The sequence below is a fragment of the Cupriavidus sp. NPDC089707 genome (genome assembly GCF_044748965.1).
Lineage (GTDB): Bacteria > Pseudomonadota > Gammaproteobacteria > Burkholderiales > Burkholderiaceae > Cupriavidus.
Window position 1 is genome coordinate 189,341 of record NZ_JBIVHB010000003.1, and the last position, 20,591, is coordinate 209,931.

General features: G+C 66.9%; 21 protein-coding genes. 3 read left to right on the forward strand and 18 right to left on the reverse strand.

What is annotated here, in order from left to right; translation table 11 throughout:
- Positions 1-38: 38 nt before the first annotated feature.
- A complete protein-coding gene (locus tag ACIP1U_RS07180; protein WP_342913647.1) occupies positions 39-740 on the reverse strand; it encodes a haloacid dehalogenase type II in 702 nt (233 codons plus the stop codon).
- A 283-nt stretch (positions 741-1,023) separates the two neighbouring features.
- On the opposite strand from ACIP1U_RS07180, the gene ACIP1U_RS07185 reads away from it, so the two are divergent.
- Both ACIP1U_RS07185 and ACIP1U_RS07190 read left to right on the forward strand, forming a co-directional pair.
- A complete protein-coding gene (locus tag ACIP1U_RS07185) occupies positions 1,024-1,974 on the forward strand; it encodes a LysR family transcriptional regulator (protein ID WP_400313243.1) in 951 nt (316 codons plus the stop codon).
- A 174-nt stretch (positions 1,975-2,148) separates the two neighbouring features.
- Complete coding sequence (locus ACIP1U_RS07190; RefSeq protein ID WP_400313246.1) at positions 2,149-2,583, forward strand: universal stress protein; 435 nt, start codon at positions 2,149-2,151, stop codon at positions 2,581-2,583.
- Positions 2,584-2,662: 79 nt separating this feature from the next.
- Here ACIP1U_RS07190 and ACIP1U_RS07195 read toward each other — a convergent pair whose 3' ends face one another.
- Positions 2,663-3,424 (reverse strand): M48 family metalloprotease, encoded by a 762-nt coding sequence (locus ACIP1U_RS07195; RefSeq protein ID WP_400313248.1) that lies wholly within the window; start codon positions 3,422-3,424, stop codon positions 2,663-2,665.
- Between the two features lie 289 nt (positions 3,425-3,713).
- Between ACIP1U_RS07195 and ACIP1U_RS07200 the strand changes: the two genes are divergently transcribed.
- Entirely contained in the window at positions 3,714-4,052 is a 339-nt protein-coding gene (locus ACIP1U_RS07200; protein WP_400313249.1) for a penicillin-binding protein, read from the forward strand.
- A 140-nt stretch (positions 4,053-4,192) separates the two neighbouring features.
- Here the strand turns inward: ACIP1U_RS07200 and aceA are convergent, their stop codons facing one another.
- The 16 genes from aceA to ssuC form a co-directional block, all read right to left on the reverse strand.
- A complete protein-coding gene (aceA, locus tag ACIP1U_RS07205) occupies positions 4,193-5,488 on the reverse strand; it encodes an isocitrate lyase (protein ID WP_400313252.1) in 1,296 nt (431 codons plus the stop codon).
- A 404-nt stretch (positions 5,489-5,892) separates the two neighbouring features.
- Positions 5,893-6,309, reverse strand: coding sequence for a gamma-glutamylcyclotransferase (locus ACIP1U_RS07210; RefSeq protein ID WP_400313254.1), 417 nt, complete (start codon positions 6,307-6,309; stop codon positions 5,893-5,895).
- 2 nt (positions 6,310-6,311) lie between these two features.
- The gene (gene rraA / locus ACIP1U_RS07215) at positions 6,312-6,809 is read right to left on the reverse strand and encodes a ribonuclease E activity regulator RraA (RefSeq protein WP_400313257.1); all 498 of its coding nucleotides are present in this window, start codon (positions 6,807-6,809) and stop codon (positions 6,312-6,314) included.
- A 47-nt stretch (positions 6,810-6,856) separates the two neighbouring features.
- Positions 6,857-8,620, reverse strand: a complete 1,764-nt coding sequence (locus tag ACIP1U_RS07220; protein WP_400313259.1) for a thiamine pyrophosphate-binding protein — start codon at positions 8,618-8,620, stop codon at positions 6,857-6,859.
- Between the two features lie 78 nt (positions 8,621-8,698).
- The gene (locus tag ACIP1U_RS07225; protein WP_400313262.1) at positions 8,699-9,946 is read right to left on the reverse strand and encodes an MFS transporter; all 1,248 of its coding nucleotides are present in this window, start codon (positions 9,944-9,946) and stop codon (positions 8,699-8,701) included.
- A 154-nt stretch (positions 9,947-10,100) separates the two neighbouring features.
- Positions 10,101-10,946 (reverse strand): LytR/AlgR family response regulator transcription factor, encoded by an 846-nt coding sequence (locus tag ACIP1U_RS07230; RefSeq protein WP_400313266.1) that lies wholly within the window; start codon positions 10,944-10,946, stop codon positions 10,101-10,103.
- Positions 10,947-11,074: 128 nt separating this feature from the next.
- Complete coding sequence (locus ACIP1U_RS07235) at positions 11,075-12,238, reverse strand: sensor histidine kinase (RefSeq protein WP_400313269.1); 1,164 nt, start codon at positions 12,236-12,238, stop codon at positions 11,075-11,077.
- 9 nt (positions 12,239-12,247) lie between these two features.
- Complete coding sequence (locus ACIP1U_RS07240) at positions 12,248-12,652, reverse strand: terminase (protein WP_400313272.1); 405 nt, start codon at positions 12,650-12,652, stop codon at positions 12,248-12,250.
- Positions 12,653-12,974: 322 nt separating this feature from the next.
- The gene (locus ACIP1U_RS07245) at positions 12,975-13,919 is read right to left on the reverse strand and encodes a CysB family HTH-type transcriptional regulator (protein WP_400313275.1); all 945 of its coding nucleotides are present in this window, start codon (positions 13,917-13,919) and stop codon (positions 12,975-12,977) included.
- Entirely contained in the window at positions 13,916-15,028 is a 1,113-nt protein-coding gene (locus ACIP1U_RS07250; RefSeq protein ID WP_400313278.1) for a sulfate/molybdate ABC transporter ATP-binding protein, read from the reverse strand. Before ACIP1U_RS07250 ends, ACIP1U_RS07245 begins: the two co-directional genes overlap by 4 nt.
- Positions 15,029-15,039: 11 nt before the next feature.
- Entirely contained in the window at positions 15,040-16,041 is a 1,002-nt protein-coding gene (cysW, locus tag ACIP1U_RS07255) for a sulfate ABC transporter permease subunit CysW (RefSeq protein ID WP_400313279.1), read from the reverse strand.
- A gap of 1 nt (position 16,042) precedes the next feature.
- Positions 16,043-16,996 (reverse strand): sulfate ABC transporter permease subunit CysT, encoded by a 954-nt coding sequence (cysT, locus tag ACIP1U_RS07260; protein ID WP_400313282.1) that lies wholly within the window; start codon positions 16,994-16,996, stop codon positions 16,043-16,045.
- Between the two features lie 138 nt (positions 16,997-17,134).
- Positions 17,135-17,821 (reverse strand): RBBP9/YdeN family alpha/beta hydrolase, encoded by a 687-nt coding sequence (locus tag ACIP1U_RS07265; RefSeq protein ID WP_400313284.1) that lies wholly within the window; start codon positions 17,819-17,821, stop codon positions 17,135-17,137.
- Complete coding sequence (locus tag ACIP1U_RS07270) at positions 17,818-18,699, reverse strand: EAL domain-containing protein (RefSeq protein ID WP_400313285.1); 882 nt, start codon at positions 18,697-18,699, stop codon at positions 17,818-17,820. The genes ACIP1U_RS07265 and ACIP1U_RS07270 overlap by 4 nt, the downstream gene beginning before the upstream one ends.
- Before the next feature lie 103 nt (positions 18,700-18,802).
- A complete protein-coding gene (locus tag ACIP1U_RS07275; protein ID WP_400313287.1) occupies positions 18,803-19,744 on the reverse strand; it encodes an ATP-binding cassette domain-containing protein in 942 nt (313 codons plus the stop codon).
- A 36-nt stretch (positions 19,745-19,780) separates the two neighbouring features.
- Entirely contained in the window at positions 19,781-20,584 is an 804-nt protein-coding gene (ssuC, locus tag ACIP1U_RS07280) for an aliphatic sulfonate ABC transporter permease SsuC (protein WP_400313289.1), read from the reverse strand.
- Between the last annotated feature and the right edge of the window lie 7 nt (positions 20,585-20,591).

The window sequence follows — 20,591 nt, forward strand, 5'->3', positions numbered from 1 at the left end:
TTAAACGATAGCGATAGCTTGGTGATTGGGGCGCCCTGCTATGCCGCCACGCCATGGGCGCGGACGAATTCAAGCAGGTCGTTCATGTCGTGCCCGGTGCCGGAGGGGGCTACGTCGAGCCGCTCCGCCGGATGGCCGGCACGGTTGATCCAGAAGGTGGTGTAGCCATACCAGGTAGCGCCGCAGGCGTCCCAGCCGTTGGACGAGACGAACAGCATCTCCTGCGCCTCCAGGCCGAAGGCCAGCGGCCCAAGCGCATAGGCGGCCGGCGCGGTCTTGTACTGGCGCACCGCATCGACCGACAGCACATGGTCGAACAGGCCATGCATGCCGGCGCTCTTGACCGAGATGTCGAGCATCTCGGCGTTGCCGTTGGACAGGATGCCCAGCGGCAGCCCCGCCTTGCGCAGGCGCTTGAGCGCGCCCAGGTTTTCCGGGAAGGCCGACAGGCAGGCGTATTCCTTGAGCAGCTGGGCTTCGGTGGCCTCGTCCAGCGGCAGGCCCAGGCGTTCGGCGGCGTAGCGCAGCGCGTCCACGGTGATGGCCCAGAACGGCTTGTAATGCGCGCCGTCGTGCGCAGCCATGGTGCGGATGCGCGTGTAGTCGATCTGGCGGTCGCGCCAGAGCAGCGCCAGCGCCTCGCCGCGGCCCGGGAACAGCTGTTCCGCGCGCGCGGTGACGGAATACACGTCGAACAGCGTGCCGTAGGCATCGAAGACGACTGCGCGGATCTTGTTCATGGGGGGCGCTGGCAACCTGACTCTGCAAAGTGTGTCGGTGCCGGACCACAACTGCGTGGCCGTGTACACCAGTGAATGCATCGCATTGTAGGGAGACGCTGCACTGCGGCAAAGGTGCCCCGGGTCACTTGATCTTTTACTTTTCGACCACTAATCTTGGCTGACTAAAACGATACTACGCACTAAATCCTTGCGCATTGGCCGCTGGCAGCACGCCGCAATGCATCGGGCGTGACCGGGCCGGCACAAAGTGCGCGGGCTGGGCACTACTCGGCAAACATTTGTGGACCATTTCAAACAGCTGGAGACTTTTGTATCCGTCGCGTCGCGCGGCAGCCTGTCGGCGGCGGCAGCGGCGGAAGGCGTGGCGCCGGCCATCATCGGGCGCCGCATCGATGCGCTGGAAGAGCGGCTGGGCGTGAAGTTACTGGTACGTACCACGCGCAAGATCAGCCTGACCTTCGAAGGCTCGGCCTTCCTGGAGGACTGCCAGCGCATCCTGAACGACCTGCACAATGCCGAGGCCAGCGTCTCGGCCGGCGGCGTCAAGGCCAGCGGCCACCTGCGCGTGACCGCGCCGGCCGGCTATGGCCGCAAGCATGTGGCACCGCTGGTGCCGCTGTTCATTGAATCGCACCCGGACGTATCGATCACCCTGGACTTGTCCGACCGCGTGGTCGACCTGGTCAACGAGGGCTTCGACTGCGCGATCCGGCTGGGCGACCTGCCCGACTCCAGCCTGGTGTCGATCCGGCTGGCCGAGACCCGGCGCGTGGTGGTGGCCTCGCCCGACTACCTGGCCCGCGCTGGCCGTCCCAACACGCCGGACGACCTGCAGCGGCACAACTGCCTGGCCTTCGGCGCCAGCGCCAACGTGCAGCGCGGCTGGGTGTTCGCGGAAGACGGGCGCTCGGTGACTGTCAAGGTCGGCGGCACCATGGAATGCACCGACGGCGCGGTGCTGCACGAGTGGTGCCTGCAGGGCAACGGCCTGGCGTGGCGGTCGTGGTGGGAAGTTGGCAACGAAATCGCCAGTGGCCGGTTGGTCACGGTGCTGGACGAATTCCAGGCGCCGCCGATCGGCATCCATGCCGTATTCCCGCAACGCAAGCACCTGCCGCTGCGGGTACGGCTGTTTATCGACCACCTGAAGAACACTTACGGTAACCCGGCCTACTGGCGCCGGGCGGAGCAGGCGGCATCCGTGCCGGCGGCAGCGGCGCTGGCAGGCTGACGGCCAGCGCAAGGGCTCCGGCTGGAACGCTTTTGTGCAATTGATTTTGCACAATGCCGTACTCGGCACACTGACTACAATGGTTGCAGACAGGCGCTTTCCACCGCCCGGCATCGCCCCACCGGCGCCGGGCGGCCGCCCTGCCCCCTTCCCTGGTCAGAAAAGGAGCCCCGCATGTTCCAACACATCCTGCTACCCACCGACGGCTCGGAACTCTCCAAGAAAGCCATCAACGGCGGGCTGGAACTCGCCAAGGCCATCGGCGCGCGCGTCACGGCCTATGTCTGCCTGGAGGAGTATCCCTATACCCCGTTCAGCGAAATCGTGGTCGAGGCGCCGCAGGCCTTCAAGGACCGCATCGAGAACCAGGCCAAGCTCTACCTGAAGGAAATCGAGAACCTCGCAACCGCGGCCGGCGTCACCTTCGACGCCGACATGTCGACCTTCGCCGTGCCCTACCTCGGCATCATCGATGCGGCCGAGCGCCATAGCTGCGACGTGATCTTCATGGCGTCGCATGGCCGGCGCGGGCTGTCCGGCCTGCTGCTCGGCAGCGAAACACAGAAGGTGCTGACGCATACCGATATCCCGGTGATCGTGTATCGCTGACCCGGCCTGCTCTGGCAGAAAGTACAACGCCCGCACCGGGCTATCCGGTGCGGGCGTTGCCGTTGATGCGCCCAGTGGTTTACGAAGCCTTGCGAATCCGCTCCTCCATATGCCTGGCGCGGTCATCCGAGCCCGGGTGCGACGAGAACATGCTCGACTTGCCGCCATCGAGCTTGGCCAGCTTCTGGAATGCCGTCACCAGGCCACGCGTGTTGGCCTTGTTTTTGGTCAGCAGGTCGAATGAGTAGTCATCGGCCGCGCTTTCCTGCGACTGCGAGAACTGCGCGTTGATCAGCTTCTCGCCCAACTCACCCAACTGCGACGAGGACAGCGCGGCCACCGCGCTGTTGCCTGCCGCCGCGGCCGCGCCACGCGCGGCCGTGGCCGTGTAGGCGACCTGCATGGCCTTCCTGGTGTGGCCCAGCGCGACATGGCCCAGTTCGTGGCCGAGCACGCCACGTACTTCATCGTCGGTCATCATGTCCATCAGGCCGCTGTAGACGCGCACGCAGCCATTGGCCATGGCCCAGGCGTTGACGTCCTTGGTCAGGTACACCTTGGCATTGACGTTGGGCACGTTGCTGCCATTCAGGCCGCTCATGATCTTGGCCAGGCGCTTGCCGTAGGTGGTATTGGCGCCGGCGATCTTGTTGGTCCTGTCCGATTCGGCGCAGGCCTGGTCGGACAGGCTCTTGACGTCCGCGTCGCTCAGCGTCGCGGCCTTGGCCAGCGACGAGCCGGCGGACACCATGCCGTCGATGTTGGTGGGCATGCCGCCGGAACAGCCGGCCAGCAGTGCCGCCGCGACGGCGCAGGTAGCGAGTGAGAATGATGCTTTCATGATGTTGTTCTTGGTGGTGGCTCGGAAAGTGCCGACAAAGGCCGGGGCACTTTATGGCATCCACTTACTGCCGGCATCATCCAAATGCAACAAGTCGTCAGATGTGACAATTTATTGCATTTCGCACTGACTGTTTGCCCGGACGCTCTGCGATGCATCCGCTGACTTCGCATGGAATCTTCGCCAATGTCGCCTAATCTTGTGGCAAGGCGATCAGCGAGTGGAAAACTCGCAATAAAGTCGCAACGCGTACATTTTCGGTCCGGGGCTGACGGAAGGTGTCATCATCATGCGACTCTCACTGATAGCCTGCGGAAGCATCCTGGCGCTTTCGGCATGTGCATTACCTCCGGCCGGGACAGGCGCCTTTACGGTCATGACGCCGGCCAGCTTCGACCGCACCTTCACCGCAGCAGCAGGGGCCATGCACGACCAGGGACTGGCGATCAGCATCGAGGATCCGGTCAGCGGCATCGTGGTGGGCAGTCTGGAAAGCAGCGCGGTGATGGCCGGTGTAGATCAGTTGGCAGACGGCCACGTCCGGGTGACATTCGACAGCATGGGTGAAAACGATCCGGCGCTGATGGCCCGCATTTCGCGCAGCTACAACCGCCGCATGGGGCGCTAAACCGCGTCTGTGCAAGCGTTAAGAAAAAAAAGCGCGCCGTCCCTGAGAGAGAACGGCGCGTCGCCTAAATTGGAGGGCATGATGGTCGCACGCCCCCCTGATCCGCCGGACCCACTAGCCGGCGGGGGTGACCAGGAGAGTCAGGCCACTTTCTTGTCTTCGAAGAACTGCTCGTCTTCGGTCGAACCCTTCAGGGCGGTCGTCGACGACTGGCCGCCTTCGATGGTCTGGGTCACGGCGTCGAAGTAGCCGGTGCCGACTTCGCGCTGGTGCTTGACCGCGGTGAAGCCCTTCTCGGCCGCCTTGAACTCGGCTTCCTGCAGTTCCACGAACGCGCTCATCTGGTTGCGGGCGTAGCCGTAGGCCAGGTTGAACATCGAGTAGTTCAGCGAGTGGAAGCCAGCCAGCGTGATGAACTGGAACTTGTAGCCCATGGCGCCCAGTTCCCTCTGGAACTTGGCGATGGTGGCGTCGTCCAGGTTCTTCTTCCAGTTGAACGACGGCGAGCAGTTGTAGGCCAGCATCTTGCCCGGGAACTTGGCGTGCACGGCTTCGGCAAACTTCTTGGCGAACTCGAGGTCCGGCTTGCCGGTTTCGCACCACACCAGGTCAGCCACTTCAGCGTATGCCAGGGCGCGCGAGATCGATTGCTGCAGGCCGTTGCGGACGCGGTAGAAGCCTTCCACGGTGCGCTCGCCGGTGCAGAACGGCTTGTCGTTGTCGTCCACGTCCGAGGTCAGCAGGTCGGCGGCCTCGGCGTCGGTACGAGCGATCACCAGGGTCGGTACGCCCGAGACGTCGGCGGCCAGGCGGGCGGCGGTCAGCTTGGCGACGGCTTCGCGGGTCGGCACCAGCACCTTGCCGCCCATGTGGCCGCACTTCTTGACGGAGGCCAGCTGGTCTTCGAAGTGAACGCCGGCGGCGCCCGCTTCGATCATGGACTTCATCAGTTCGAACGCGTTCAGCACGCCGCCGAAGCCAGCTTCAGCGTCAGCCACGATCGGGGCGAAGAAGTCGGTATCGCCCTTGCCTTCGCTCCACTGGATCTGGTCGGCGCGCTGGAAGGTGTTGTTGATGCGCTTGACGACTTGCGGCACCGAGTTGGCCGGGTACAGCGACTGGTCGGGGTACATTTCACCGGCCAGGTTGGCGTCGCCGGCGACTTGCCAGCCCGACAGGTAGATGGCCTTCAGGCCGGCCTTCACTTGCTGCATCGCCTGGTTGCCGGTCAGCGCGCCCAGCGAGTTGACGAACGGCTCGGTGTGCAGCAGGTTCCACAGCTTTTCGGCGCCGCGGCGTGCCAGGGTGTGCTCAACCTGGACCGAACCACGCAGGCGCACGACGTCTTCGGCGGTGAAGTTGCGCTGGATACCCTTCCAGCGGGGGTTGGTATCCCAGTCCTTTTGCAGGGCCTCGATCTGTTCCTGGCGGTTCATAGTCACTCTCCTGAAGGTGTTTGGGATGGCCGAGAATCTCTTGATCACCTGTCTTGGGGCGCCGCCTGTGGGGGCTTTTTTTACGTCTCAGGTCATGTGTCTTATATAAGAGTGTAGAGAAAGCTCCCGCGTCGCAACAACCCTGAACCGACATTGCCGCTGACTTTTTTTCTTCAATAAATTCAAAGCATTACAAACTTTATTTCACGATACGGGACATGATATTCCATCATGAGAAATGGCGTTGTGCTCCGCAAACCATCTATTCTTGCAGACCGCAACACCTTTCCACATCGTGAAAAATCAGCTTTGAAGTCATGCGCGTGATGGGGGTGCCAGGCGCGAGCCAAAGAAAACGGCGCCACAAGGACGCCGCTGATTGGATAGCTTTGCTGGGACTGCTTTCAAGCGCTGGCCGAATCGCGCGCGCGGCGATAGGCCACCCAGTCACCGCTGCCAATGTGCGGCAACGTGGCCACGGCGGCTTCCGCCACCGGATAGAGCAGGCAGGCAACAGGCTTGCCATCCTGCTGGACCGCGCATTCCTCGCGCACGAAAAGCGTTGCCTGCCCCGGATAAACCTCTTCAATCTCGTCGAGCACCGGCAGCAGCGCGTCGGCAATGTCATAGATGTCCCCGACAACCGGCCCGGCCGCCGCATCCAGCACCAGCCCGGGATAGGTCCCAAAGTCATAGAGCCGCCCCGCCACCGTGGCCATGCCCAGCAGCGTCGGCGCGGCAATGCCGTGCCGGTGCGCAGCCGCGTTCAGGTCGTTGACCTCGCCGGCGCGTAGCGTGCCGTAGACGAAGACGCGAGGCATGCTCAGCCCTCCAGCTTGTCGTCCGAGACCAGCACGCCGTCGGCGTCGACGTAAATCCAGTTGCCCGGACGCACGAGCGCGCCGGGCATCTGCACCGTGACTTCGCTTTCGCCGACGTTGCGCTTCTGGCTTTTCTGCGGGTGCGCGGCAAGCGCGCGGATGCCGATATCGCACACATCCAGCTCGGCGCTGTCGCGCACGCAGCCGTTGACGATAATGCCGGCCCAGCCGTTCTTCTCGGCCAGCAGGCCGAGATTGCCGCCGACCAGCGCGCGGCGCAGCGAGCCGCCACCGTCGATCACCAATACCCGGCCCTGGCCCGGCGCTTCCAGCACGGTGCGCACCAGCGCATTGTCTTCAAACACCCTCAGCGTCGCGGCCGGGCCGGCAAAGGCGCCCTGCTTGCCCCAGGCGCGGAACACCGGCGCCATCACGCGCAGGGTGCCGGCGGCGAGGCGGTCTTCATGGGCGTCGCACAGGTCGGTGGTGACAGGCTTCATCAATGGTCTCCTGATGGATGGTAAGAATCCGTTGCGGCGCGCCGCGTTCAGTGCTGCCGGCCGGCGAGTGCGTGCGCGCGGATCGCGCTGAGCGTGGTGCGTGGCGTGATCACGTCCGGGTCGACGCGGATCTCGATCAGTGTCGACACCGGCGCCTCCAGCGCGGCGCGCAGCGCCGGGGCGAAGGCCTCGGTCGTGGTCACGATCTCGCCGCGCGCACCATAGGCGCGCGCCAGCGCGGCGAAGTCTGGGTTGTGCAGCTCGGTGCCCGATACATGGGTCGGGTATTCGCGCTCCTGATGCATCCGGATAGTGCCGTACATGCCGTTATTGACGACGATGAACACCACCGGCGCCTGGTACTGCATTGCCGTAGCAAGTTCCTGGCCATTCATCAGGAAGCAGCCGTCGCCGGCCAGCGCCACCACGGTGCGCTGCGGGAAGGCGATCTTGGCGCCGACCGCGGCCGGCACGCCATAGCCCATCGCGCCGCTGGTCGGCGCCAGTTGGCCGCGGCCGCCATTGCGGAACGGGCGATAGTGGAAATAACGATGCAGCCAACTGGCATAGTTGCCGGCACCGTTGGTGACCACTGCGTCGTCCGGCAGCATCTGGTCGAGCGTGCGGATGACCTCTGCCATGTCGACGCCCTGCCCTGTAAATGCCGGGGGCTGCAGGTAGCGCGCGTAGTCAGCCTGGGCCGCCCCGGTCCAGGCCAGCCAACGCGGGGCTGCGGCGGGCTCCAACGCGGCAAGGCGCGCGGCGATGGCCGGCATCGAGGCGTGGATCATCAGGTCAGCCTGATAGACGCTGCCCAGTTCCTCGGCACCGGCGTGCACGTGCACGAGCGTTTGCGCGGGCCGCGGCGCGGCGATCAGTGCATAGCCGCCGGTGGTCATCTCGCCCAGGCGCGGGCCGATGGCCAGCACCAGGTCGGATTGGCGGATGCGCTCGGCCAGCGCCGGGTTGATGCCGATGCCGACATCGCCGGCATAGTTGGGATGGCGGTTGTCGAACAGGTCTTGTCCGCGGAAGGCGCAGCCTACCGGCAGCGCAAAGCGTTCGGCGAAGGCCTGCAGGTCGGCGCAGGCCTGCGGCGTCCAGCCGCTGCCGCCAGTCAGCACGAAGGGCCGCTCGGCGGCTTCCAGCATTTGCTGAAGGCGCGCCATCTCGGAGTCGCCCGGCCAGCTCAGCACGCGCTCGTAGCCACGCAGCTGCGGCACTACGGCCGTCTGCGTCAGCATGTCCTCCGGCAGCGCCAGCACCACCGGGCCGGGCCGGCCCGAGGTCGCGGTCTGGTAGGCGCGCGCGATGTATTCCGGGATGCGCTCGACGCGGTCGATCTGCGCCACCCACTTCGCCATCTGGCCGAACATGCGGCGGTAATCGATTTCCTGGAAGGCCTCGCGGTCCATGAAATCGGTGCCGACCTGCCCGATGAACAGGATCATCGGCGTCGAGTCCTGGAACGCCGTATGCACGCCGATGCTGGCATTGGTGGCGCCGGGGCCGCGCGTGCAGAAGGCCAGCCCGGGGCGGCCGGTCAGCTTGCCGTAGGCTTCGGCCATGACCGCGGCGCCGCCTTCCTGGCGGCAGACGATGAAGCGCAACTGGTCGCGGCGGCGATGGAAACCGTCGAGCACCGCCAGGTAGCTTTCACCCGGCACGCCGAAGGCGAGTTCGGCGCCGTGGGCCAATAACGCATCAACCAGGATATGTCCACCCAACAGCGGGCCGCCCAACAGCGGCGCATCGCTCGCTTCGTGCGAATCGGGAGTGTCAGGGTTCGGATGGCCCGGCGTGGCAGTCATGAAAACCTCCTCGAGGCAGGCGGAACAAGGCAGGATGCGCAGAAGGCAGGCAATGGTGGCCGGCGGTGCCGGCCGGGCTCAGGCTGCCGGCGCCGCGGCACCGCGGCGCAAGCGGTTGCCGTTGCCCACCGTCACCGCGGTAAAGATCGAGATCAGCTGGAAGCCGCCGATCATGAAGAACACCCAGGCCGGCAGCCGCGCGTCCATCAACGCCCCGAAGAACAGCGGGCCGCAGGCCAGCCCGATATCGAGGCCGGAATAGACCACGCCATAGACGCGCCCAGTGGCGCCGGCGGGCGCGGCGGCGCGCACCAGCAGGTCGCGCGACGGCCCGGCGGTGCCGGCGCCAAACCCGATCACGCCCATCAGCACCGGCACCAGCAAGGCGGGAAACAGGTTCAGCCCGACCAGGATAGCGATCAGGCCGGAAACGGTAAAGCTGGTGGCGATAAGCCGGTCATGGTTGCTGGTGCGACTGGCCGCAAAGCCGCCGACGACCATGCCGCCGGCGCTGCACAGCATGTAAATGGTGTACGAAGCCGTGGCCAGCGTGTACGGCATGCCGTACAGGTAAGTCAGCGCAGTCGGGGCAAAGCTCTGGATGCCCGCGGCGGAGAACGTGGTCAGCAGGAAGAACGCCCAGCACACCCACACCTGCGGCAGGCGCAGGAAGCCCAGCAGGCTGCCGCCGGCGGCCTTGGCGGGCCGGCCCACGGCGCCACGCACCTCGCGCGGGTCCAGCACATGGCGCAGCACCACCAGCACGGCCAACACCACGAAGGCCACCACCGAGGCCGCCGCCAGCGCCGTGCGCCAGCTGGCCAGGTTGGCGATGGTGACCAGGAACAGCGGCGCCGCGGCCCAGCCCAGGTTGCCGGAAATGCCGTGCACCGAGAAGGCATGGCCCAGCCGCGGCTGCGACACATGCTTGTTCAGCAGCGTGAAGTCGGCCGGGTGGAACACGCCATTGCCCAGCCCCGCCACCGCCGCGCCGGCCAGCAGCGCGGCATAGCCGTTGCTGGCCGACAGCAGCAGCGCCGCGCTGCCCAGGAAGGCCAGCCCGGCAAACAGCACCGGCCGCGCACCGAAGCGGTCCACCACGAAGCCCGAGGCAGTCTGCACCACCGCCGACACGGCGAAGAACACCGTCATCAGCAGCCCCAGCTCCGCATAGCTCAGCCCGAACTCGGTCTTGATCCACGGGAACAGCGGTGCCAGCAGCAGATGATAGAAATGCGAGACCCCATGCGCCAGCCCGACCAGCCCGATCACCTGGGCGTCATGGCGAAGCGGATTGCGGGCGGGATCGATGGCGGCGGTGGACATGGCGCGGGTGGAAGGTGCGGGTGGAAGGTCCGGTAGCGGGCTGCGGCGGGAGTGATGCGGCCAGCCAACAAAAAATGCGGGCCGAAGCCCGCATCATAGAGGAAAACCGCGCCATGCTGCAGCCGGGTGGCGGCTGCGCCGCTTGCCGCGATCCCTACATCTGCTTGAACAGGTGCGCGTACTGGCGCGCCACCGGCAGCAGCTCGGGCCGGTCGCGCAGCCGCAGCGACAGCCGTCCCAGCGACTGGTTGACCGCACTGGCCACGCAGTCGATGTTGACCACCGTGCCACGGTGGACCTGCCAGAAACGCTCCGGATCCAGTTGCTGAGTCAGTTCGCGCAGGCTGGTGCGGATCAGCGCCTCACCGGCGCTGGAGACCACGTTGACGTACTTGTCGGTGGCTTCCAGGTAGATCACCTCGTCGACCGGGATGATGCGGACCTCCTGCCCGACCAATGCCTTGATAAAGCGCAGGTACTGGCGCTGCGCCGCGCCGCCGGGCGTGGCGTGCTCGAGAGACTCCAGCCGTGCCAGCAGTTGGCCCAGGCGGTCGGTGTCGAGCATGGCGGCATCCGCCTCGGCGCTGTCATCCGCCTCGTCGTCCTGATCGTCCGACGGATCGGACATTGCCTGCAGGCGCTCCTTGAGGCGGCACACGGTCGCTTCCAGCCGCTCGCGCTGCACTGGCTTGAGCACATAGTCGACCGCGGCGCGCTCGAAGGCTTCCAGCGCAAACTGGTCGTAGGCAGTGACAAAGACCACCAGCGGCGGGATATCAAACTCGATCAGCTCGCGCGCCACGTCCATGCCGCTCATGCCCGGCATGCGGATATCCAGGAACGCCACGCGCGGCTGGTGCTCGCGCGCGGCGGCCAGCGCGGCCATGCCGTCGTGCACGACCGAAACGATACGGGCCTCGGGCCACAGCGACTTCAGTTCGGATTCCAGCACGCGCGCGAGCAGCGCTTCGTCGTCGGCGATCAGAAGGGTCGGGGTCATGGGGGCGATGGTTGGGGGCAGTGAGGAATCCGGGGCGACGCTGACGGCGCCGCCCTACGCCGCGCCTTTGGTTGTCGCAGCACCTTTGGTTATCGAATTCAAATTGCAGGCGGTCGCTACAGGCGCGCTCAGGTTCGCTGGATAGCCGGCGAAGTCACCGGCATGCTCTCCGGCACGGTGACCGTCTGCGTCAGCGTCGGCGCCTCGACCGGGCGCACTAGCGGCAGCGTCAGCCGAACCACCACACCGCGCGGCGTGTTTTCTTCCATCTGCATGCTGGCGGCGGCCCCGAAGATCCGTGCCAGCCGCTCGCGCACATGGGTGATGCCCAGCCCCGAGCCCTTGCCGGACGCCTGGCCGAAGCCCACGCCGGTATCGGCGATGATCACCTGCACCGCATCGTCGCCGGCGGCGCGCGCCGACAGGCGGATATGGCCGCCGATCATGCAAGGCTCGATACCGTGCGTGACCGCATTCTCCACCAGCGGCTGGATCAGCATGGGCGGGATCTCGACCTTGGCCAGCTCGCGCGGCAGGTCGATGTCATACGACAGACGCTGGCCGAAGCGCATGCCCTGGATGTCCAGGTAGCTGCGCAGCAGCTCGAACTCCTGACGCAGCGTGCATTGCTCGGCCCGGGTGTGGGCCAGCGACATGCGCAGAAAGCCGATCAGGCGCTGCAGCAGCTGGCGCGCGGCGGGCGGGTCGGTAGCGATCAGGCCGTCGAGGTTGGCGAGCGAGTTGAACAGGAAGTGCGGCTCGATCTGCGCCTGCAGCGCCATCAGCTGCGCGCGCACCAGTTGCTTTTCCGCTTCCTCGCGCTGCAGCGCGTCAAGCGCGGCCTGGCGCTCCAGGTAGGCAAGCTTCTCGCGCGACCAGTAGAAGTAGATCATCGACGCCGATGCCAGCATGCCCACCACCAGGCACATGCGCAGCATGTCGCCGGTTTCGGCCACTGACTTGGGCGGCAGGTCCAGCGCCACGCGCGTGGCCCAGCCGCCGATCACCACGCCGGTGGGTACCGCGGCGGCTGCCAGCAGCAGGAAGGGCCAGCGGCGCGGCCGATCGTTCCACCAGATGCCGACGCGGGGGATATCGATCAGCAGCCAGATCGACAAGCCGATCAGCTGGCTATAGACAAAATTGTGCCAGAGCGTGCCGCCAGTCTGGAAACCATAGTTGAGGCTGACGGCAATCACCGTGTTCATGCACAGCACGAACAGCAGGTCGCGGCCGAGGATGGTGAGCCGCGACGGTGGCGCGGTGGCGACGGAGGAAAAGCAGCGGTTCATGGCGGTATGTTAGCGTTGACTGGTCTCGGCGCAATCGGCGCAATCCCCCGACGTGACGCGCGTGCCACACTCACCGGTCAGCGCACGCCACCACTGCCCTGACAGCACATAGCGCGGGAAGGTGATCCATTGCTCGGCGAAGATACGTCCGACGATGTCCGCCGGACCGGCAAACGGCTCCGGCGCGTTGGCCTCCAACCGGTGCCCGCGCCCCTGCAGCGCCAGCGACATACCCATGCATACCAGCCCCAGCGCCACCGCCGGCAGGCTAAGCCGCAAAATGCCGTAGAGGCCCAGCACCGTGCCCGCCATGAACATCGGCACGGCCACGATATGCAGCAGCAGGTTGCGGGGATGCTGGTGGTTGCGGCCATAGCCGCGCCACTGCCAGCGCAGCAGCGGTTCTTCACGCATGATCGTCTCTCTCCCTTGCCCCTCTTTCCTTGCCAACGTTCCTTGCCTGCTTTCCTTGCCCACATACAGGCGGACGGGCAGCCGCGCGCAATATCTGTTGCGCTGCGGAAATTGCGCAGCGCAAGCCTGACTGGCAATGCGCGGCACGTGCAAGGACTTTACCCTTCACCCGGGCGCGAAGAAAGCCTGTTGCGACGAACGGTGGACACGGGGCGCGAACGGCACCGTGCAGGGGCAGATGGCGCGCGCGGAAGGCGGCGAGGTGCCGCTGGCGCCATCCGGCGCCGCGCCAGGCCCGGCGCAAGGCGGGTGCAGGTGCCGCTCAGGCCGCCAGCGCCTGCCGGTCCTGCTCCGACAGCGCGCTGCTGACGGTATCGCGCGACAGGTGCGGCGCGAACATATTGATGAAGGCGTGCGCATAGCCGCGCAGGTAGGCGCCGCGGCGCACGGCTACGCTGGTGGTGTTGGACGCGAACAGGTGGTCGGCATTGATGCGCACCAGGCCGGAATCCTTGCGCTCGTCGTACGCCATCGAGGCGATGATGCCCACACCCAGCTCCAGCTCGGCGTAGGTCTTGATCACGTCTGCATCCAGCGCGGTCAGCACAATCTCCGGCTGCAGCCCGGCCTCGGCGAAAGCGCTGTCGATCTTGCGGCGGCCGGTGAAGCCGGCGTCGTAGGTAATGAGCTGGAAGCCCGCCACGTCCTCGAGCGTGGGCTCGGGCAGGCGCGTGAGCGGATGGTCGGGCGAGACCACCAGCACGTGCTGCCAGCTGTAGGCCTCGAACGAGGTCAGGCCGGCTTCGGTCGCCAGCGCTTCGGTGGCGATGCCGATATCGGCCTGCCCCGTCAGCAGCAGCTCGACGATATGCGTCGGCGACGCTTCCTGCAGCGCCAGCGTCACGTGCGGGTATTCGCGGCGGAAGGCCTGCACCACGCGCGGCAGCGCGTAGCGCGCCTGCGTGTGCGTGGTGGCAACGGTCAGGCGCCCGGTATGGCGGCCGGCGAACTCGTCGCCGGCCTGGCGCAGGTTCTCGGCTTCAAGCAGCAGGCGCTCGACGATGCGCACGATCTCGCGGCCGGGCTCGGTCAGCCCGGTCAGGCGCTTGCCGTAGCGCTCGAAAATCTCCACGCCCAGCTCTTCTTCCAGCTCGCGGATCTGGCGCGACACGCCGGGCTGCGAGGTATAGAGCGCGTTGGCGACCTCGGTCAGGTTGAACTGGCGGCGCACCGCCTCGCGGATCGATCGGAGTTGCTGGAAGTTCATCGTGCGGCCTCTTGTTTTTGGTTGGAGGCAGTGCCGTTGGCTTGCGTAAAGACGCGCAATTGGCGCGGCCGCACGGCGAGCAGTTCGCCCTCGCGGAAGCCCGCGTGGCGGAAGCGCTCGAGGGGCAGCGCCACTTCGATCACGTCCTGGTTGTCTTCACGCTCGAGTTCGAGCTGGGCCACCGGGCCCAGCGTCAGCGCGCGGCGCAGCGTCACGGCAATGCCGTCGGCGCCGGGCGAATAGCGCTCCAGGTCCAGGTCGTGCGGACGGACATACGCGACCGCATCGCCGGCAGTCTCGTGGCCGCTGCCGACCACCGGCAGCACCGCTTCGCCGGTATGCAGCAGGCCGCCGGTCTCGCCCACTTCCAGGCGGCCGTGGAAGAGGTTCACATTGCCGAGAAAGCCGAACACGAACGGCGTGGCCGGATGGTTGTAGACCGCCTCGGGCGAGCCGTACTGCTCAACGTGGCCGCGGTTCATCAGCACCACCTGGTCGGCCACTTCCAGCGCCTCTTCCTGGTCGTGCGTGACGAACACGCTGGTCACGTGCAGTTCATCGTGCAGGCGGCGCAGCCAGCGCCGCAGTTCCTTGCGCACCTTGGCGTCAAGCGCGCCGAAGGGCTCGTCGAGCAGCAGCACGCGCGGCTCCACCGCCAGCGCGCGCGCCAGGGCGATACGCTGGCGCTGGCCGCCCGACAACTGCGACGGGTAGCGGTCGGCCAGCCAGTCGAGCTGGACCAGGTCCAGCAGCGAATGCACCTTCTCGCGGATCTGCGCTTCGCTGGGGCGTTCGGCGCGCGGCTTCACGCGCAGGCCGAAGGCCACGTTCTCGAACACGCTCATATGCTTGAACAGCGCATAGTGCTGGAACACGAAGCCCACCTGGCGCTGGCGCACATGCTGGTCCGAGGCATCGCGCCCGGCCAGCACGATCTGGCCCGCGTCGGCGCGCTCCAGGCCGGCGATGATGCGCAGCAGCGTAGTCTTGCCGCAACCGGACGGCCCCAGCAGCGCAGTCAGCTCGCCTTCGTCGAAATCGAGCGAGACATTGTCCAGCGCGACGAAATCGCCAAAGCGCTTCTCTACGTTCTTGACCTGGATGCTCATGATGCCGTTCCTTACACGGATGCTTGCAGGGAGGTTCCCGCGGTTGCCGTTGTTGCCGTTGTTGCCGTTGTTGCCGTTGTTGCCGTTGTTGCCGTTGTTGCCGTTGCTCCGATTGGCCGCTCGATCACGGCCTCTTCCGTCTCTTTGCGCGCGCGCCATTCCACCAGCGTCTTGATGCCGAGGGTGACCAGCGCCAGCAGCGTCAGCAGCGAGGCCACCGCGAAGGCCGCCCCAAAGTTGTACTCGTTGTAGAGGATCTCTACATGCAGCGGCATGGTGTTGGTCAGCCCGCGGATATGGCCCGATACCACCGACACCGCGCCGAACTCGCCCATCGCCCGCGCATTGCACAGGATCACGCCGTACAGCAGGCCCCAGCGGATATTGGGCAGCGTGATATGGCGGAAGGTCTGCCAGCCCGAGGCGCCCAGCACGATCGCGGCCTCTTCCTCTTCGCTGCCCTGCGCCTGCATCAGCGGGATCAGCTCACGCGCCACGAAGGGGAAGGTCACGAAGATCGTCGCCAGCACGATGCCGGGCACCGCGAACATGATCTTGATGTCATGCGCTTCCAGCCACGGGCCGAACCAGCCCTGCGCGCCGAACAGCAGCACGTAAACCAGGCCCGAGATCACCGGCGACACCGAGAACGGCAGGTCGATCAGCGTGATCAGCAGGTTCTTGCCGCGGAATTCGAACTTGGCGATGGCCCACGCCGCTGCCACGCCGAACACCACGTTCAGCGGCACCGCGATCGCCGCCACCGTCAGCGTGAGCTGGATCGCGGCCACGGCATCGGGTTCGATCAGCGCTTCAAAGTAGGTCTGCACGCCCTTGCGCAGCGCTTCGTAGAAGACCGAAGCCAGCGGCACGAACAGGAACAGCGTGAGGAACAGCACCGCCAGCGTGATCAGCGTGTAGCGCACCCATGGCGCCTCGCCGGTGGCGTCGAACTTGTGATGCGCCCGTTCCTGGCGCTGCGCGCCCAGGCGTCCCGAGACTGCGCCCGCCATGTCAGAACTCCTTGCCCGTCGCGGGCGCTTCCGGTGCCAGCGCGGCGCGCGCGCCTGACTGGTGGCGGCGCGTCCAGGCCTGCAGCAGGTTGATCAACAGCAGCAGCCCGAACGAGATCACCAGCATCACCACCGCCACGGCGGTGGCGCCGGCATAGTCGTATTGCTCCAGCTTGGAATAAATCATCAGCGGCGCGATCTCCGACACCATCGGCATATTGCCGGAGATAAAGACCACCGAGCCGTACTCACCGGTGGCGCGCGCGAAAGACAGCGCGAAACCCGTCAGCAGTGCTGGCAGGATCGCCGGCAGGATCACGCGCCGGAAGGTCTGCAGCCGGTTGGCGCCCAGGCTGGCGGCGGCCTCTTCCAGTTCCTGCTCCACGTCTTCGAGCACCGGCTGCACCGTGCGCACCACGAACGGCAGGCCGATAAAGGTCAGCGCCACTACCACGCCCAGCGGCGTGAACGCGACCTTGATGCCGAGCGGCTCAAGGTAACGGCCAATCCAGCCGTTGCCGGCGAACAGCGCGGTCAGCGCGATGCCGGCCACTGCGGTGGGCAGCGCGAACGGCAGGTCGACCAGCGCATCGATCAGGCGCTTGCCCGGAAAGCGGTAGCGCACCAGCACCCAGGCGACGATCAGTCCGAACACGGAATTGACGATGGCGGCGATCAGCGACGCGCCGAAGCTCAGTTGCAGCGATGCCACCACGCGCGGCGACGAGATCGCGCTCCAGAACGCGTCCCACGTCATCGTGAACGTCTTCAGGAACGTCGCCGACAGCGGAATCAGGACGATCAGCGTCAGGTAGAACAGCGTGAAGCCCAGCGACAGGCCAAAGCCGGGAAGCACCGTGAAGCGCTGCTTGGCGGGGCTACGTGGCGCACGCGAGGCCGGCGCATCGGGGGCGCCCGGCGTGGGGGCATCCGCCAGGGAGAGGGATGGTGGCATGTCGTCTCGTCTGTGGTCGGCCCGGCTTCGGGCGCCGGATCCTTATGACGCCGGCGCATATTGCGCCGGCTTACGAGACAGATTCTGCAGATCCGCCTTTATAAACAGAACGAATCTTTCTGAATTTTCTTAGACGGTTTAGATATATGGAGCGCCCGGCACCACTTCCAGGCCGGCTTCCCATGGCGTGGAAGACACTTCCGTGGCGCCGGCATCACCCGCGGCGGCGATGCGCTGCACCAGCGTGTCCAGCAGCGCCAGGCCCTCGGCCCAGTCGCCCAGGCCGGAATCGGCGTTGATATGCCCCAGGTGGCCGGCATCGATCAGTTCGCTGCCCCACAGCGTGCCCCAGCTGAAAGCGGTGCGCTGGGGCATCCACGGATCGTTGCGGCTGGCCACCAGGATGGTCGGGAATGGCAGGCGGTAGGTCGGCAGCAGGCTGGCGACGCCGAACTTGTCGGGGTCGGCCGGCGCCACCAGCAGTGCGCCGGAGATGCCCGCCGGGTCCAGCGACGCCTGCCGCAGCGTCGCCAGGCAGCCAAAGCTGTGCGCCACCAGCACCGCGCCGCGCGAGGCCACGCGCTGCGCCCGCATCACGCCTTCGGAGACGCGCTCGGCCCACAGCGGCAAACTGGGGCGCGACCAGTCATGCTGCTCGACACGCTGCCAGTCCGGAAAGCGCTGCTCCCAGCGGCTCTGCCAGTGCCCCGGGCCGCTGCCATGCAGGCCCGGCACGGTCAGCACCTGCAGGTGCCGCGGAATTTCCAGGCGCGTAGCGTGCGCCGCCGATGATGGCCCTGCCAATGGTCCGATCGCTTGCGTCATACCGGCTCCTTGCTGAGTTCGTGTGCCGCTGGCACGCCCGCGGCCGCTGTAGCCACTGTGGCCGCCCCCTGCGCCCGCAGCCCGGCCGTGCCGACCAGCGCGCCGGTGAAAGCGCCCTGCCCCAGGTCGATGCCCGCGGCCTGCAGCCGCTCCACGCTTTCGGCGTTCTGCAGCCGCCGGCCGATCAGCGTGACGCCGGCATTGGCGGCGCTGGCGCGCAGGCCCGCCAGCTGGCGGTCAGTCCAGGTGCGGCGCATGTCGAGCTTGAGCCAGTCCGGCAACGCATGCGCCATCAGCGCGCCCGCCTCGGCCGGGTCCGACGCCTGCAGGCTGACCGCGAAGCCGTTGCGGCGATAGTTGCCGACCACATGCAGCAGCAGCGGCAGGTCGTCGTTGGCGCTGGCCGGCACCTGGATCACGAAGCGCTCCAGCGGCAACCCCAGCGACTGCAGTGCGCGCCGGAACGCGGCGCCATGGTCGTCGGCGACCGCCGCGAGCAGCCGGTTGTGCACGTTCAGCACCAGCTTGTGCGCGCCGTCGGCGGCAAAGTAGTTGATCGCGTGCAGCAGCCGCGACAGGCGGTCCAGCGACACCAGCGTGGTGTCGTCGGCCGCCATGGCGAACAGCTTCCACGCCTCCAGGCCCACGCCATCGTCGGCATAGGTATGGATCGAGCCTTCGTGCGCCACGACCTGGCGGTCGGCCAGCGTCACCAGCGGTTCGAAGGCACTGGTGAGCGAGCAATTGAAGAACTGTCCCTGCACCTGCCCGCGCGCGTCGCGCCACAGTTGCCGGTCGGCCAGCGGCTGGCGCGGCAGCGATTCCAGATAGCGTTGCAGCGGATTGGCTGCGCTCGCGGGTTCATGCACGCCTGGCATGGCGATTTCCTTCGGTTGACCGGACCGCGTCGGGTCCCATGTCGGATGGGTGATGGCAGCGGCGCGCTGTCGCAGCGCGCGCCTGCCTGCTCATGATAGGAGTTCAGCGGGCGCCGGCGAATGAAGACTCCGTCATGTCGATGTGCGCGCCGTCGTCGATGCGCTGCGCACGGCGCTCCGTGCCCGCATCGAGGGGCGAAGGCACCGCCGGCGCTTGCCGCATCACGCGCTGCAGTACCGCTGCTTCGAGCTGCGCGAAGCCAGCGGCGCCGCGCTGGCGCGGCCGCGCCAGCGCCACACGCTCGTCCATGGCGATGTGGCCATCCTCGATGAGCACGATGCGGTCCGCCAGTGCCACGGCCTCGGAGACGTCATGCGTCACCAGCAGCGCCGTGAAGCCAAGCCGCCGCCACAGGCCTTCGATCAGCCCCTGCATTTCGATGCGCGTGAGCGCGTCGAGCGCGCCCAGCGGCTCGTCCAGCAGCAACAGCTGCGGGAGATGCACCAGCGCGCGCGCCAGCGCCACGCGCTGCCGCTGCCCGCCGGACAGCCGTGCGGGCCACGCCTGCGCGCGGTCGGCCAGGCCCACCTGCGCCAGCACCTCGGCCGCTTCGCCGCGCCGCGCGCGCGGCAGGCCCAGCGCCACGTTATCCAGCACGCGCTTCCACGGCAGCAGCCGCGCATCCTGGAACATCACGCGCACATCGGCGCCGCGCTTGCGGCTGCCTTTGCCCTGCTCCTGTGCGTCGCCGTCGATCGCGATGCTGCCGCCGTCGGCACCCTCCAGCCCGGCCACCAGCCGCAGCAGCGTGCTTTTGCCGCAGCCGCTGCGACCGACGATGGCGACGAACTCTCCCGGCGCCACGTCGAGCGCCACATCGTGCAGCACCTCGCGGCCGTCATAACGCTTGACCACCTGGCGCAAGCGCAGCGCAACGCCACCGTGGCGGCGCGGTGCCGCTGCCTCGTGCCTGACTGCCTCGCGGCGCGCGAGGCCCGCCTCCAGTTCGGCCAGCGCGGCCTGTTCCACCGGATACATCTGCATGTCGATCTCCTTGCCGAACGTGCGGCGTTGCGTGGTTCAGGCGGCCGCGTAGCCCGGGTGCCAGCGCAGCCAGTAGCGCTCCAGACCGCGCGACAGCAGGTCGGCCAGCTTGCCCAGCAGCGCGTAGAGCAGGATGCCCACCAGCACCACGTCGGTTTGCAGGAACTCGCGCGCGTTCATGGTCATGTAGCCGATGCCGGATTGCGCGGAGATGGTCTCCGCGACGATCAGGATCACCCACATCAGCCCGAGCGAAAAACGCACGCCCACCAGGATCCCGGGCAACGCGCCGGGCAGGATCACTTCACGGTACAACTGCCAGCCAGACAGCCCGTAGCTGCGCGCCATTTCCACCAGCCCGGTGTCGACCGAGCGGATGCCATGGTAGGTGTTCAGGTACACCGGGAAGAACACCCCCAGCGCCACCAGGAACAGCTTGGCGGATTCGTCGATGCCGAACCACAGGATCACCAGCGGGATCAGCGCCAGCGGCGGGATGTTGCGCACCATCTGCAGCGTGCTGTCGAGCAGCGTGGCCGCGCTGCGGAAGGTGCCGGTCAGCAGCCCCAGCAGCAGGCCCAGCCCGCCACCGATGGCAAACCCGGCCAGCGCGCGCCAGGTGCTGACGCCCACGTGTTTCCACAACTCGCCCGAACGGGCCAGGCCCCAGGCGGCCTGCAACACGGCCAACGGGGCCGGTAGCACGCGGTTCGACAGCCAGCCGTTCTGTGAGGCAGCCTGCCACGCCACGATCAGCAGCACCGGCACGATCCACGGTGCCACGGCGCGCGCCAGCGCGGCGGAATGCCGGCGCGGCGGCGGAAGATGCGGAGCGCTCATGCCGCCC